Source organism: Streptomyces sp. NPDC087263 (assembly GCF_044744645.1).
Classification (GTDB): domain Bacteria; phylum Actinomycetota; class Actinomycetes; order Streptomycetales; family Streptomycetaceae; genus Streptomyces.
In genome coordinates, this window is record NZ_JBIUYT010000002.1 from 655,461 (window position 1) to 669,450 (window position 13,990).

The 13,990-nt window shown below is 70.0% G+C and carries 8 protein-coding genes; 3 read left to right on the top strand and 5 right to left on the bottom strand.

The features are described from left to right. Nucleotides 1–70 precede the first annotated feature (70 nt). Together ACIPC1_RS08180 and ACIPC1_RS08185 are read right to left on the bottom strand one after the other, a co-directional pair. Nucleotides 71–3,535: an ATP-dependent helicase gene (locus ACIPC1_RS08180; protein WP_402514370.1), complete on the bottom strand. Its 3,465-nt coding sequence runs from the start codon at nucleotides 3,533–3,535 to the stop codon at nucleotides 71–73. 306 nt (nucleotides 3,536–3,841) lie between these two features. Next, a complete protein-coding gene (locus ACIPC1_RS08185; protein ID WP_402514372.1) occupies nucleotides 3,842–4,207 on the bottom strand; it encodes an MGMT family protein in 366 nt (121 codons plus the stop codon). A 186-nt stretch (nucleotides 4,208–4,393) separates the two neighbouring features. On the opposite strand from ACIPC1_RS08185, the gene ACIPC1_RS08190 reads away from it, so the two are divergent. The 3 genes from ACIPC1_RS08190 (at nucleotide 4,394) to ACIPC1_RS08200 (ending at nucleotide 10,768) form a co-directional block, all read left to right on the top strand. After that, nucleotides 4,394–7,258: a lysylphosphatidylglycerol synthase domain-containing protein gene (locus ACIPC1_RS08190; protein WP_402514373.1), complete on the top strand. Its 2,865-nt coding sequence runs from the start codon at nucleotides 4,394–4,396 to the stop codon at nucleotides 7,256–7,258. A 295-nt stretch (nucleotides 7,259–7,553) separates the two neighbouring features. Beyond that, a complete protein-coding gene (locus ACIPC1_RS08195; protein WP_402514374.1) occupies nucleotides 7,554–9,098 on the top strand; it encodes an alpha/beta hydrolase in 1,545 nt (514 codons plus the stop codon). A 116-nt stretch (nucleotides 9,099–9,214) separates the two neighbouring features. Continuing rightward, on the top strand, nucleotides 9,215–10,768 hold the full coding sequence (locus ACIPC1_RS08200) for an alpha/beta hydrolase (RefSeq protein WP_402514376.1): 1,554 nt from the start codon (nucleotides 9,215–9,217) through the stop codon (nucleotides 10,766–10,768). Nucleotides 10,769–10,842: 74 nt separating this feature from the next. Here the strand turns inward: ACIPC1_RS08200 and moeZ are convergent, their stop codons facing one another. From moeZ to ACIPC1_RS08215, 3 genes are all read right to left on the bottom strand, one after another. Next, nucleotides 10,843–12,021: an adenylyltransferase/sulfurtransferase MoeZ gene (gene moeZ, locus ACIPC1_RS08205; RefSeq protein WP_384382683.1), complete on the bottom strand. Its 1,179-nt coding sequence runs from the start codon at nucleotides 12,019–12,021 to the stop codon at nucleotides 10,843–10,845. A gap of 63 nt (nucleotides 12,022–12,084) precedes the next feature. Further along, the gene (locus ACIPC1_RS08210; RefSeq protein ID WP_402514379.1) at nucleotides 12,085–12,834 is read right to left on the bottom strand and encodes a spherulation-specific family 4 protein; all 750 of its coding nucleotides are present in this window, start codon (nucleotides 12,832–12,834) and stop codon (nucleotides 12,085–12,087) included. Continuing rightward, nucleotides 12,822–13,781, bottom strand: coding sequence for an NAD-dependent epimerase/dehydratase family protein (locus ACIPC1_RS08215; RefSeq protein ID WP_402514382.1), 960 nt, complete (start codon nucleotides 13,779–13,781; stop codon nucleotides 12,822–12,824). The genes ACIPC1_RS08210 and ACIPC1_RS08215 overlap by 13 nt, the downstream gene beginning before the upstream one ends. Nucleotides 13,782–13,990 lie beyond the last annotated feature (209 nt).

Consider the following 13,990-nt stretch of genomic DNA (forward strand, 5'->3'; position numbering starts at 1 on the left):
CAGCACGCACAGGTCACAGAACTACCCACGGATCACGGAACTGCGCACACGTCACGGAGCGGCACACGCGTCACTCGACCACCTGCCGCCCTTCGGGCCGCGCGCTGCACGACGCCCGGAACGCGCAGTGCGTGCAGTGCTGACCGGTCGTGGGCGAGAACCGCTCGTCGAGGACCTTGCCCGCAGCGGTGGCGAGCAGATCGCCGACCCACTCGCCCTCCAGGGGCTCCTGGGCCTGCACCTTGGGGAGGGTCTCACCACCGTTCTTCTTGGCGGCACCCTGGCGCAACTGGACGAGTTCGGCGCCGCCGGGCTCGGGCCTTACGCCGTCGAAGGCGTCGTCGGCCGCGCCCTCGCTGATGGCGAGCTGGTAGACGGCGAGTTGCGGGTGGTGCGCCACCTCGGCGGCGCTCGGCGCCTGCTTGCCGGTCTTGAAGTCGACCACATAGGCGCGACCTTCGGCGTCCGCCTCGACGCGGTCCATGGAGCCGCGGATGCGTACTTCGTAGTCGCCCGCTTCGAGAGTCACGTCGAAGTCGTGCTCACTGGCCACCGGCGTACGTCCGGTGCGGTCCATCACGTGCCACTTCAGGAAGCGTTCGAGCGCCACGCGCGCGTGCTCCTTCTCCTGCGCGGACTTCCACGGCGCGTCGAAGGCGAGCGCGTTCCACACCGAGTCGAGGCGCTCCATGAGGACGGTCAGGTCGGCCGGGGTGCGTCCGGAGGCGACCTCGTCGGCGAGGACGTGCACCACGTTGCCGAAGCCCTGGGCTGCGGTCGCGGGCGCGTCGGCCTTCACCTCGCGCCCCAGGAACCACTGCAGGGCGCAGGTGTTGGCGAGCTGGTCGAGAGCGCTTCCGGAGAGCACGACGGGCTGGTCGCGGTTGCGCAGCGGAATCTTGCTCTCGGTCGGCTCGTACAGACCCCACCAGCGGTAGGGGTGTGCGGACGGCACCAGAGGTCGGCCGTCCTCGTCGCCGAGCGCGGCGAGCTTGGCCAGGCGGTGGGCCGCGGCCTGCCTGAGGGTGTCCGAGACTCGCGGATCCACGGTCGTGGCGCGCAGTTCGGCGACCAGCGCCGCGACGGACAGCGGGCGGCGCGGGCGGCCGGTGACGTCCTTGGGCTCGACGCCGAGTTCGGTGAGGAAGCGGGAGGGCTGGTCGCCGTCGTCGGCGGGGGCCTTCACCGCGGTGACGACGAGGCGTTCACGCGCGCGCGTGGCGGCCACGTAGAACAATCGGCGCTCTTCGGAGAGGAGCGCTCCGGGCGTGAGGGGTTCGGCCAGGCCGTCGCGTCCGATGCGGTCGGCCTCCAGCAGGGACCCGCGGCGGCGCAGGTCCGGCCACAGCCCCTCCTGGACGCCCGCGACGACAACAAGGCGCCACTCCAGGCCCTTGGAGCGGTGCGCGGTCATCAGACGCACGGCGTCGGGACGTACAGCCCTACGGGTGAGCGTGTCGGCGGCGATGTCCTGGGCCTCGATCTCCGCCAGGAAGTTGAGGGTGCCACGACCGCCGGTGCGCTCCTCGGCGCGGGTCGCGGTCGCGAACAGCGCGCACACGGCGTCGAGGTCGCGGTCGGCGTTGCGCCCGGCCGCGCCGCCACGCCGGGCAGCCCGCTCCAGGCGCTGCGGCCACGGCGTGCCCTCCCACAGGTCCCAGAGCGCCTCCTCGGCCGTCCCACCGCCCGCGAGGCGCTCCCGCGCCTTCCGCAGCAGCGCACCCAGGCGCTGGGCGCCGCGGGCGTACGCAGGGTCGTGCGCGACGAGCCGCTCCGGCTCGGCCAGCGCGCGGGCCAGCAGTTCGTCGGAGGGCGGCGGTACGTGGTTGCCGGCCGCGCGCTCCTCCTCGCGCAGTGCGCGGCCCAGGCGCCGCAGGTCGGCGGTGTCCATGCTCGCGAGGGGCGAGGCGAGCAGGGTGAGGGCGGTTTCGGCGTCGAGCCAGGGGGTCTCCGGCGTCTCCGGCTCCGGCTCGGCCGGTACGGCCGATACAGCCACCTCATGGGGCTCATCGGCCTCATGGGACTCCCGGGAGTCGGCGCTCTCGGCTTCCTCCGCGGATGCGTGTTCCTGCCCAGGCAGGTCCCCCGCAGCGTCCACCTCGGGTACGTCGATGTCGGCGCCGGAGTCGGTATCCGTACCCAGCTCCGCCCGCGCCACCGCCCGCAGCGCTGTCAGCAGCGGCGCGACCGCCGGCTCGTGCCGCAGCGGCAGATCGTCGCCGTCGATGTCGAGCGGCACCCCGGCCGCGGTGAGCGCACGTCGGATCGTCGGGATCGTGCGGGAGCCGGCGCGCACCAGGACGGCCATCTCGCTCCAGGGGACGCCGTCCTCCAGGTGGGCGCGGCGGACGATGTCGGCGATGTTGTCCAGCTCCGTGCCGGACGTCGGGTACGTGTAGACCTCGATCCGGCCGCCGTCCCGTACCGGGGACAGCTCGCGGTGGGCCCGCACCTTCTCCGCCGGAAGGCGGGTCAGCGGCATGCGCTGGGTGACCAGGCGGGTGGCGGTCAGCAGGACGGCGCCCGAGCGGCGGGACGTCCTGAGAACCTCGACCGGCGCCGGGCGGCCGTCCGCGCGCGGGAAGGCGTCGGGGAAGTCCAGGATGCCGTTCACGTCGGCGCCCCGGAAGGTGTAAATGGACTGGTCGGGGTCGCCGAAGGCGACGAGGGTACGGCCACTGCCTGCGAGGGCCCGCAGCAGTCGTACCTGCGCCGGGTCGGTGTCCTGGTACTCGTCGACGTAGACGGCGTCGTACCGCGCGGCCAGGCGTTCGGCGACACCGGGGCGTCCGGCGAGCAGCACCGCGCGGTGGACGAGTTCCGCGTAGTCGAGCACTCCTTGCATGTCGAGAACGTCGAGGTACTCGGCGAGGAAGGCCGCGGCGGCGCCCCAGTCGGGCCGGCCGATGCGGGCGGCGAAGGCGTTCAGGGCATCGGGGCTCAGGCCGAGCTCACGGCTGCGGGCCAGGACCGCGCGGACCTCGTCGGCGAAGCCTCGGGTGGTCAGGCAGGCACGCAGATCGTCCGGCCAGCGCACATGCGCGAGACCGAGGCGCTCCAGGTCGGGCTGGCCCGCGAGCAGCTCGCGCACCGCCACGTCCTGTTCGGGACCCGACAGCAGCCGGAGGGGTTCCACGAACAGGTCGCTGTCCTGGTGGGCGCGGACAAGGGCGTAGCAGAAGGAGTGGAAGGTGGTCGCCTGTGGGGCGCGCGCGGCGCCTATGCGCAGCGCCATGCGGTCGCGCAGCTCTACGGCGGCCTTCCTGCTGAAGGTCAGCACCAGAACCCGTTCCGGATCGCAGCCCTGTGCGATCCGGGCGGCCACGGACTCGACCAGCGTGGTCGTCTTTCCAGTACCCGGACCTGCGAGAACGAGGAGTGGGCCGCCCTTGTGGTCAACCACGGAGCGCTGTCCTGCGTCCAGACGAGGGGGATCCACTCGGACCGGCGGGGTACGAACCAGTCGGTACGCGCCGCGGGTCCCCTGTCGCACGTTGGGGTGCGACAGGCGCCTGATGGAGGAAGTGGAGCTCACGTGGTTCGCCGGTCCTGGTGGTTGTGCTGGGGATCGTCACGGTCGGCGCTGAACGCCGTCGTGACGGGGGTGGTGATCGGGCGAGTGATGGGTGGACTGCCGCGCGTTCGGGGCGGTGGCCGCGGGGTGAGAGGGATCCGCGTCGACGACGCTACGCCGGTGAGCACTGTGGAAGGAGGCCTTCCCCTTCTTCTCGCAGGCCCCGTGCGTCCCCCGTTCCTCGAACGTACGGCATGTCACGGATGTGCCTCGCTTCCCCCGTACGGGCCACAGGTTCCCCCTCCGCCCGTCCGATACCGGAAGCTGTCAGGTGTGACTCTCCGCGCGTTCGCCGCCGTCCCACCGCGCCCGTCTCATGTCGACGCGCGGCAGGTGCCCTTCGGACGCCCTGCCCGCCTCCTTCAGCGGAGTCCCCTCGACGCGATAGTGGGCCAGCGCCTCGAGTTCGTGGCCCGGGAGCAGCACACCGTCCGCGCGTATGACACGCCACCACGCAACCGCTCCCCCGTAGAGGGCCATCACGCGGCCCACCTGGCGCGGCCCGCCGTCCTCCAGCCACTCGGCGACATCCCCGTACGTCATCACGCGCCCGGGCGGGATCAGCTCGGCGACCTCAAGGACCTGCTCCGCGTACTCCGGCAGGTCGTCCGCCGGAAGGCTCTCCTCGCTCATCCGCCCCATCCTGCACCACCCCACCGACAATGTGACGTGGTGAAGACTGTGCGTATTCCTCGCTCCGAGGCAGCGCGTGGGGCAGACTGTGCGCCCCCGCATTTGCACCCTGATGCCCCCGTGTGTCGGTGGGGCATGCCACCATCGTGCGGGCGGTGACCGGTGATACGAGATCAAGAAGAGTCCATGAGGCAGCAGGGCGTGCACCCCGAAAACGCGGAGGGCACCTCCGCGGCTTCGTCGCGCCCGGACTCCGGCGAAGCCGACGAGAAGGAGACGGGCGAGCAGATCACCGAGTCCACCCCCAAGGCTGACAAAGCGCCCAGTGCCACATCGCACGCCGAGCCCCTTACCAAGCCGGACGACGATCTCGCCCCCAAGACATTCAAAAAGACGTACGACGACGAGAAGAAGCAGGTCGAGCGGGACGCCGACTGCGTGGACGAAGTCCACAACGACGAGGTCGAGGGCGACGAACCGCTGCTCCCCGCGCGCGTGCACCGTCCGTCCGATCTGATGCGCCTCCTGGTCGGGTTCCTCGCGATCGTCCTGCTGCTCGCCATCGCCGCGTTCGCACACGGCACCACATCCGGACTCGAACAGGACATCAACAAGGGCACGGGCCAGGCACCCGATCTACTGATCAAGATCGCAGGTCTGGCATCGAGCATCGCGATCCTCCTGGTACCGGTCGCATTCGCGATCGAACGGCTGATCAAACGGGACGGGCTGCGGATCGCCGACGGCGTCCTCGCCGCGGTCCTCGCGCACGGAGTGACACTCGCCACCGACCTGTGGGTCGCGAAAGCCGCCCCGAACTCCATCCAGGAAGCGCTCACCCAGCCCTCACCGGGCGACATCCACGCCCTCACCGACCCGGTGCACGGCTATCTCGCGCCAGTCATCGCGTACATGACGGCCGTCGGCATGTCCCGTCGACCCCGCTGGCGCGCGGTGCTGTGGGTGGTGCTGCTCCTCGACGCCTTCTCGATGCTGGTCACCGGCTATACGACGCCGTTCTCGATCATCCTGACAGTGCTGATCGGCTGGACTGTCGCGTACGGGACGCTGTACGCGGTCGGCTCGCCGAACGTACGGCCCACCGGGCGGACGCTGATGGCGGGACTGCGGCACGTCGGCTTCCATCCGGTGACGGCGGCCCGCGAGGAGGCCCATGAGGTCGCCACGGAGAACGGCGACCGCGGCCGACGCTACTTCGTCACCCTGGAGGACGGCCCACCACTGGACGTCACGGTGGTCGACCGCGAGCAGCAGGCACAGGGCTTCTTCTACCGCGTATGGCGACGGCTCACGTTGCGCGGCATCACCACCCGCCGCAGCCTCCAGTCCCTGCGCCAGGCCCTCGAACAGGAGGCCCTTCTCGCGTACGCGGCCATCGCGGCCGGAGCCAACGCGCCCAAGCTGATCGCGACCTCCGAACTCGGCCCGGACGCCGTGATGCTCGTCTACGAGCACACCGGTGGCCGCACCCTCGACTCACTGCCCGACGAGTTCATCACCGACGACCTCCTGCGCGACACCTGGCATCAGGTGCAGGCACTGCAGTCCCGGCGCATCGCGCATCGCAGGCTCGCGGGAGACGCGATTCTGGTGGATCGTTCCGGCACGGTGATCCTCACCGATCTGCGCGGCGGCGAGATCGCCGCCGGTGACCTGTTGCTGCGCGTGGACATCGCCCAGCTGGTCACCACCATGGGGCTTCGCGTGGGCGCCGAGCGCGCGGTGGCCTCTGCGGTCGGCGTACTCGGTCCGGACTCGGTCGCCGACTGTCTGCCGATGCTCCAGCCCATCGCGCTGACGCGCGCCACGCGCGCGACGCTGCGCAAACTCGCCCGGGAGCGCGCCCAGCGCGAGCGTGAAGCGGTTCTGGAGGCCTCCCGGCTGGACAGGCTCGCCCGCGCCGAGGAAGCCAAGGAAGACACCGCATCCGTACTGGAAAAGCCGGACAAGAAGGCCGTACGGGCGGAGCAGCGGGCCGAGAAGCGGGCGATCGACGATGCGCTGGACGAGGCGCGCGAGGAGGATCTGCTCACCCAGATCCGCCACCAGGTGCTGCTGATCAGGCCGCAGGCACCGGTCGAACCCGTCCGCCTGGAGCGTGTTCGGCCGCGCACCCTGCTCAGTTTCATCGCCGGCGCTATCGGCGCCTACTTCCTGCTGACCCAGCTCACCCATATCGAGTTCGGCACCCTCTTCGACAGCGCCGAATGGGGCTGGGTCGCCGCGGCGGTGCTGTTCTCGGCGCTGAGCTACTTCGCGGCGGCGATGAGTCTGCTCGGCTTCGTGCCCGAGCGCGTTCCGTTCCTGCGCGCCGTGGCGGCACAGGTGGCAGGCTCGTTCGTGAAGATCGTGGCCCCCGCCGCGGTCGGCGGTGTGGCCCTGAACACACGATTCCTGCAGCGCGCCGGAGTGCGGCCGGGGCTCGCGGTGGCCAGCGTCGGCGCGTCGCAGCTGTTCGGACTCGGCTGCCACATCCTGATGCTGCTCTCCTTCGGCTACCTGACCGGCACCGAGAAGACACCCTCCCTGTCGCCGTCCCGCACGGTCATCGCCGGTCTGCTCACCGTCGCCGTACTGGTCCTCGTGGTGACATCGGTGCCGTTCCTGCGCAAATTCGTCTCCACGCGCGTGAGGTCGCTGTTCGCGGGCGTCATCCCGCGCATGCTCGACGTGCTACAGCGGCCGCAGAAGCTGATCACCGGCATCGGCGGCATGCTCCTGCTCACCGCCTGCTTCGTGATGTGCCTGGACGCGTCGATCCGTGCATTCGGCCACGAGGAGACCCACACCCTCAGCCTCGCCAGCGTCGCCGTCGTCTTCCTCGCCGGTAACGCGCTCGGCTCGGCGGCGCCGACCCCCGGTGGCGTCGGCGCGGTCGAAGCGACCCTCACGGTCGGTCTGATCGCCGTCGGCCTCCCGAAGGAGGTCGCAGCACCCGCCGTGCTCCTGTACCGGTTGCTGACGCTGTGGATTCCGGTGCTGCCGGGGTGGCTGTTCTTCAACCACCTGACGCGCAAGGGCGCGCTCTAACCACGGACACGCCAATCCGTCTCGTACGTGACACGCCGCAGCGTCCGGGCCGTCTCGTACGCGACACGCCGCACGTCCGGGCCGTCTCGTACGCGACACGCCGCACGTCCGGGCCGTCTCGTACGCGACACGCCGCACGTACGGGCCGTCTCGTACGCGACACGCCGCACGTACGGGCCACCTCGTACGCGACACGCCGCACCATACGGGCCACCTCGTACGCGACACAGCGCGTCCTCACCCACACGGCTCGCGCCCCGAGCGCCCCGCCCCGCACGACCGCAGGATGGGGAGCATGCCGAACCCTCCCCAGCTGCGCGCCGCCGCCCTGACCGTCACCGCCGTCCTGTTGTCGTCCTTGATGACGGGCTGCGGCGACGACTCCAAGGACGAGGATCTGACGGCCCAGAAGCTGAGCTGGAAGGACTGCCCGGCGCCGTCCGAGTCCGAGGGTGGCGGGGATGCTCCCTCGCCTCTTCCGGGCGGTACGCAGTGGCAGTGCGCCACCTTGAAGGCGCCCCTCGACTGGGCCGTGCCCAAGGGCGACACGATCGGGCTCGCGCTGATCCGGGCGACGACCAGCGGCGACCAGAGCAAGCGCGTCGGCTCGCTCGTCTTCAACTTCGGGGGCCCCGGCGGCTCCGGCGTCACCACACTGCCCGCCTTCGGCGAGGACTACGCGAAGCTGCGCACTCGCTACGACCTGGTGAGCTTCGACCCGCGCGGGGTCGGCCGCAGTGCCGGCGTGAAATGCGAGAGCGACGACCAGCTCGACGAGTACTTCCAGCAGGACGCCACGCCGGACGACAGCGCCGAGCGGGAGAAACTGCTGGAGGACACCAAGAGCTTCAACGCGGCCTGCGAGAAGAACTCGGGCAAGACCCTCCCGCACCTGCGCACCACCGACGCGGCCCGGGACATGGATCTGATGCGCCAGGTTCTCGGCGATGACAAGCTGCACTACTTCGGCATTTCGTACGGCACCGAACTCGGCGGGGTCTACGCACACTTGTTCCCCAAGAACGTGGGACGGGCGGTGTTCGACGCGGTCGTCGACCCGACACAGAACGCGGAGCAGGGCTCGCTGGGGCAGGCGGAGGGCTTCCAGCTCGCGCTCGACAACTTCGCCGAGGACTGCACCTCGAAGACCGAGGACTGCCCGATCGGCGACACCGCGCAGGACGTCAAGGACCGCATCGCGAAGCTCCTCGCGGACCTCGACAGCAAGCCGATCGCCGGCGTCTTCCCGCGTCAGCTCACTCAGACCGCCGCGACCAACGGCATCGCGCAGGCCCTGTACTCCAAGGACTTCTGGGAGTACCTGACGGAAGGTCTGGAGCAGGCGTACGACGGTGACGGCAAGGTGCTGATGCTGCTGTCGGACTCGATGAACGGGCGCAACCAGAACGGGCAGTACAGCAACATCACGGCGGCGAACATCTCCGTCAACTGCGCGGACGACAAGCCGCGCTACACCTCCGAATATGTGGAGTCGAAGCTTCCGGAGTTCCGCGCCGCTTCGCCGTTGTTCGGCGACTATCTGGCCTGGGGCATGGTCAGCTGCACCGACTGGGCAGTGGGGGGCGCCGCCGACCACCCTGACGTGAGCGCTGCCGGTGCGGCGCCGATCCTCGTCGTCGGAAACACCGGCGACCCGGCGACGCCGTACGAGGGGGCGAAGAAGATGGTGGACGCGCTGGGCAAGGGAGTCGGTGTCGAGCTGACGTACAAGGGCCAGGGGCACGGCGCGTACGACAGCGGGAACAAGTGCGTGCAAGACACGGTGAACGGCTATCTGCTGGAGGGAACCGTGCCGTCGGCGGGAATCGTCTGCTCCTAGAAAACCGCAGGTCAAACGGTTATCCACAGGGCGCGACGATCGCTGCCCGTGGCCGCCTAATATTGCCTGCATGTGATCCGCGACTTCCGGCGGAGCACGGGCAAGGGGGGAAGTTCATGACGCGATTCGCACGGTGGACGGCCGCGGCCGCCGCCGCGCTGCTGGTGGCCGGCTGTAGCGGAGGCTCGTCCGATGACGGCGAGAACGAGGGAAAGAACAGCGACAGCCCGTCCGCCGCCGCGCCTTCTTCCGCCACACCGTCCGGGCTGCCCGCCTCACTGACCTCGCAGAAGCTCGACTGGGGCCGTTGCAAGGCCGCTTCGGATTCCCTCGCGCCGGGCAGCGACTGGCAGTGCGCGACGCTCAAGGTGCCGCTGGACTACGCGAAGCCGGACGGCGAGACGATCGGCCTCGCGCTGATCCGCTCGAAGGCGAGCGGCGACCAGAGCGACCGCATCGGCTCTCTCCTGTTCAACTTCGGTGGCCCCGGCGGCTCGGGCGTCTCCACGATGCCCGCGTACGAGAGTGCTGTGGGCCAGCTTCACGACCGGTACGACCTGGTGAGCTGGGACCCGCGCGGGGTCGGCGCCAGCGAAGGCGTGCGCTGCCGCAGCGACGAGGAGATCCAGGCCGCCGAGTCGGTGGACGCCACACCGGACGACGCGGCTGAGGAGACGGCGTACTTCAAGGACGCCACCGCCTTCGGCAAGGGCTGCGAGAAGGCCGCCGGCAAGCTGCTGTCACACGTCTCGACGACCGACACGGCCCGCGACATGGACCTGATGCGTCAGGTCCTCGGCGACCGGAAGATGCACTACTTCGGCATCTCGTACGGCACCGAACTCGGCGGTGTGTACGCCCACTTGTTCCCGAAGAACGTGGGACGCCTGGTGTTGGACGCCGTCGTCGACCCGAGCGCCGACACCGTGGGCCATGCCAAGAACCAGGCCCTGGGCTTCCAGCGCGCCCTGGACAACTACCTCACGTCCACAGGCCAGGACCCCAAGCAGGGCTCCCAGAAGATCACGGACCTGCTGGACCGGATCGACGCGAGTCCGCTGCCGAGCTCTTCCGGACGCAAGCTCACCCAGACGCTGGCCTTGACCGGGATCGTCGTGCCGCTCTACAGCGAGCAGAGCTGGCCGGCACTGACCAGCGCTCTGAACGCGGCCGAGGACGGAGACGGTTCGGAGCTGCTGTCACTCGCCGACAGCTACAACGACCGCGACGCCTCGGGCAACTACGGCACGGCGACGCATTCACAACGGGTCATATCGTGCTTGGACGACAAGCAGCGGCCGACTCCCGAGGAGACGAAGAAGCAGCTGGCCGAGTTCGAGAAGATCTCGCCCGTCTTCGGCGACTTCCTTGGCTGGGACACGGCGGGCTGGTGCCACGACTGGCCGGTGGCCGGTCAGTTCGACAACCCGGAGGTCAGCGCGCCGGGAGCCGAGCCCGTCCTGGTCGTGGGCAACACCGGGGACCCGGCGACGCCGTACGAGGGCGCCCGCAAGATGGCCGACGAGCTGGGCAGCGGTGTCGGCGTGGAGCTCACCTGGAAGGGCGAGGGACATGGGGCGTACGGGAGCGGGAGCGACTGCGTCGACTCCACGGTGAACAGCTATCTGCTGAACGGGACGGTGCCGAAGGACGGCAAGGTCTGTTCATGACGATGGCGGGGGCTCCGGGCACCCTCGGTGCCCACAACCCCCGCCATCGGAAGAGCAGCTGCTCAGTACATCGATCAGTACACCGGCTTGTCCGGCTCGATCTGGTTGACCCAGCCGATCACTCCGCCGCCGAGGTGCACCGCGTCCGCGAAACCCGCGGACTTCAGGACGGCGAGGACTTCCGCACTGCGGACACCCGTCTTGCAGTGCAGGACGATCTTCTTGTCCTGCGGAAGGGTCTCCAGGGCGGTGCCCATGAGGAACTCGTTCTTCGGGATCAGCTTGGCGCCGGGGATCGAGACGATCTCGTACTCGTTGATCTCGCGGACGTCGATGATCTCGATGTTCTCGCCGTCGTCGATCCACTCCTTGAGCTGCTTGGGAGTGATCGTCGAGCCGGCGGCCGCCTCCTGGGCCTCCTCGGACACGACGCCGCAGAAGGCCTCGTAGTCGATGAGCTCGGTGACGGTCGGGTTCTCACCGCAGACCGCGCAGTCCGGGTCCTTGCGGACCTTGACCTGGCGGTACTGCATCTCCAGGGCGTCGTAGATCATCAGGCGGCCGACCAGCGGCTCGCCGATGCCCGCGAGGAGCTTGATCGCCTCGTTGACCTGGATGGAGCCGATGGACGCGCACAGCACGCCAAGGACGCCGCCCTCGGCGCAGGAGGGGACCATGCCGGGGGGCGGGGGCTCCGGGTAGAGGCAGCGGTAGCAGGGGCCGTGCTCGGACCAGAAGACGGACGCCTGGCCGTCGAAGCGGTAGATCGAGCCCCACACGTACGGCTTGTTGAGGAGCACGGCCGCGTCGTTGACCAGGTAGCGGGTCGCGAAGTTGTCCGTGCCGTCGACGATCAGGTCGTACTGGCTGAAGATGTCCATCACGTTCTCGGCTTCGAGCCGCACTTCGTGAAGGACCACGTTCACGTACGGGTTGATGCCGAGGACGGAGTCGCGGGCCGACTGGGCCTTCGAGCGGCCGATGTCCGCCTGACTGTGGATGATCTGGCGCTGCAGGTTCGACTCGTCGACCTCGTCGAACTCCACGATGCCGAGCGTGCCCACGCCCGCGGCGGCCAGGTACATCAGCGCCGGCGATCCGAGGCCGCCGGCGCCCACACAGAGCACCTTGGCGTTCTTCAGCCGCTTCTGCCCGTCCATGCCCACGTCAGGGATGATCAGGTGGCGGGAGTACCTACGGACCTCGTCTACGGTGAGCTCGCCGGCGGGCTCGACCAGGGGTGGCAGCGACACGGGGACTCCGTTGGTCGGTCAATCACTACAGTTGCTCTCCCCGTAACACTGCCACGCCCTTCTTCATTCCGAGACACCCGTTCCGACCCGCGAGACGATTTCGTCCCAGTAGCCGGGCACGTTCCCCCAGGGGTCAATGCGGCCGCCGCGATCCGTGCGGTCGGTGAAGTAGATCGTCGAGGCGCCCTGCCAGCGGGCGATGCGCAGCGCCTCGTCGAGATGGCCGCGCGGTACGCCATGCACGAAGTGGCAGAAGCGCTCGGGCGGATAGTCGGCGGTCCACTCGGCGACCTGCGACCAGCGGTAGTCGCTCCAGGGGCCGGAGAAGGTCACCAACTGGTCGGCGATCTCGGCATATCCGGGGTACGGGTGGCTGCCGTGGCCCAGCACGATGTGCGCCCCGTCGAGGAGCGCGCGGAGTGTGGTGACCGTGCGGCGGACGTCGGGGAGCGCGGCGCGCTCGGTGGGGCAGCGGTCGAGCAGGAACCCGTCGACCTGGTACCAGTCGAGATACCGGTGCGCGTCGGAAACCAGCTCACCGAAGGTGCGCGCGCCACATGTGTTGTCCAGGCTCCCGAGCACCCGGACGCCCGCGTTGCGCAGCCGTCCGGCGGCCTCCAGGCAGTGCGGGTCGGGTCGGCTGCCGGGGCCGTTGGCCACGTTCAGGACGACCCAGTGCAAGGGGGTGCCGGGGCGGGTGAGTTCGCTCCATTCCACGGGAGCCACAAGGGGGTGTGCATAGCCGGGGATGCCGAAGCCGAGGCCTAAGTCGGTGCTCGCGGTGCCCGTTGCGGTGCTGGTCAGATACGGCATGCCGCCTCCATCCAGATGTCGGCGAGGGATTCCTCGAGGTTGATCCGGGGCCGCCAGCCGAGCCGGTCGCGTGCGGTGCGTACGTCGGCCTGCTGCCAGCTGCCGCAGCCGTCCGGATAGGGGTAGGCGGCCGGGGCCACATGGTCCGGTTCGGTGCGGGGGTGGCCGATGGTCGGCCTGATGGGGTTGGAAGGGCCGTCGAGTTCGTGCAGCGCGCCGCCGTAACCGGCGACGCGGGCGAGGACGGCGGCGGCGTCGCGGAGGCGTACGGCGCGGCCGGAGCCGATGTTGATGACGCCCTGGGCGGCGGAGAGCGAGGCGGCGTGGACGGCGCGGGCGACATCGCGGACGTCGATGAAGTCGCGCTGGACGCCGAGTCCGCCGAGCTTGAGTTCGCCGTCGCCGGACTGCATGGCGCGGCGCAGGGCCTCGGCGAGGCGGCCCAGCGGGGAGCCTGCCGGGGTGCTGGGCCCGGCGGGCGAGAAGACCCGCAGTACGACGGCGTCCAGGCCCGACCCGAGGACGAGTTCGGTGGCGGCGAGCTTGCTCACGCCGTACGGGCCACCCGGGCGTGGCACGGCGTCCTCGGCCGTGGAGGAGCCGGGCTGACTCGGTCCGTACTCGGCGCCGCAGCCGATCTGCACGAGTCGCGCTCCGCAGCCGCTGCGGCGCAGGGCCTCGCAGACGGTGGCGACGGCGACGGTGTTGTGCCGGGTGAGTTCGCGTGCGCCGCCGCGGGTGGCGCCCGCGCAGTTGATGACGACTCCGGGGTGCACCGCGTCCAGGAAGCGGGTGAGCGCGCCGGGGCTGCCGGAGGCGAGGTCGAATCGTACGTCGGCGTCGTCGCCCCGGCCGAGTGCGGTGAGCTGCACGGCCGGGTCGGCGAGCAGTCTGTCGGCGACGAAGCGGCCGAGGTATCCGTTGGCTCCGATCAGCAGGACCCTCATCGGGCAGCTCCCGGGGCGGATTCTCCGGTTCGGGAGGTGATCATCTGGCGTTCTCCTTCGGGGTGATGCCGTGGGTCAGGGAGAGGGCCCGCGGTGTCGGCCCCGCGGGAGCAATGGGCCCGGTACGGGGGAAAAGCCCCGGCCGCCGGGCGCGGCTCACTGCGCTGGGGCGCACCGTGAGCCAGGTTTCGGGTCGCGGCACACGGCAC

Bases quoted from the DNA above. Each gene is read 5' to 3' on its own strand.
- ACIPC1_RS08215 (WP_402514382.1), bottom strand. From the start codon at position 13,781: ATGAGGGTCCTGCTGATCGGAGCCAACGGATACCTCGGCCGCTTCGTC.
- ACIPC1_RS08185 (WP_402514372.1), bottom strand. From the start codon at position 4,207: ATGAGCGAGGAGAGCCTTCCGGCGGACGACCTGCCGGAGTACGCGGAG.
- ACIPC1_RS08190 (WP_402514373.1), top strand. From the start codon at position 4,394: ATGAGGCAGCAGGGCGTGCACCCCGAAAACGCGGAGGGCACCTCCGCG.
- ACIPC1_RS08195 (WP_402514374.1), top strand. From the start codon at position 7,554: ATGCCGAACCCTCCCCAGCTGCGCGCCGCCGCCCTGACCGTCACCGCC.
- ACIPC1_RS08210 (WP_402514379.1), bottom strand. From the start codon at position 12,834: ATGCCGTATCTGACCAGCACCGCAACGGGCACCGCGAGCACCGACTTA.
- ACIPC1_RS08200 (WP_402514376.1), top strand. From the start codon at position 9,215: ATGACGCGATTCGCACGGTGGACGGCCGCGGCCGCCGCCGCGCTGCTG.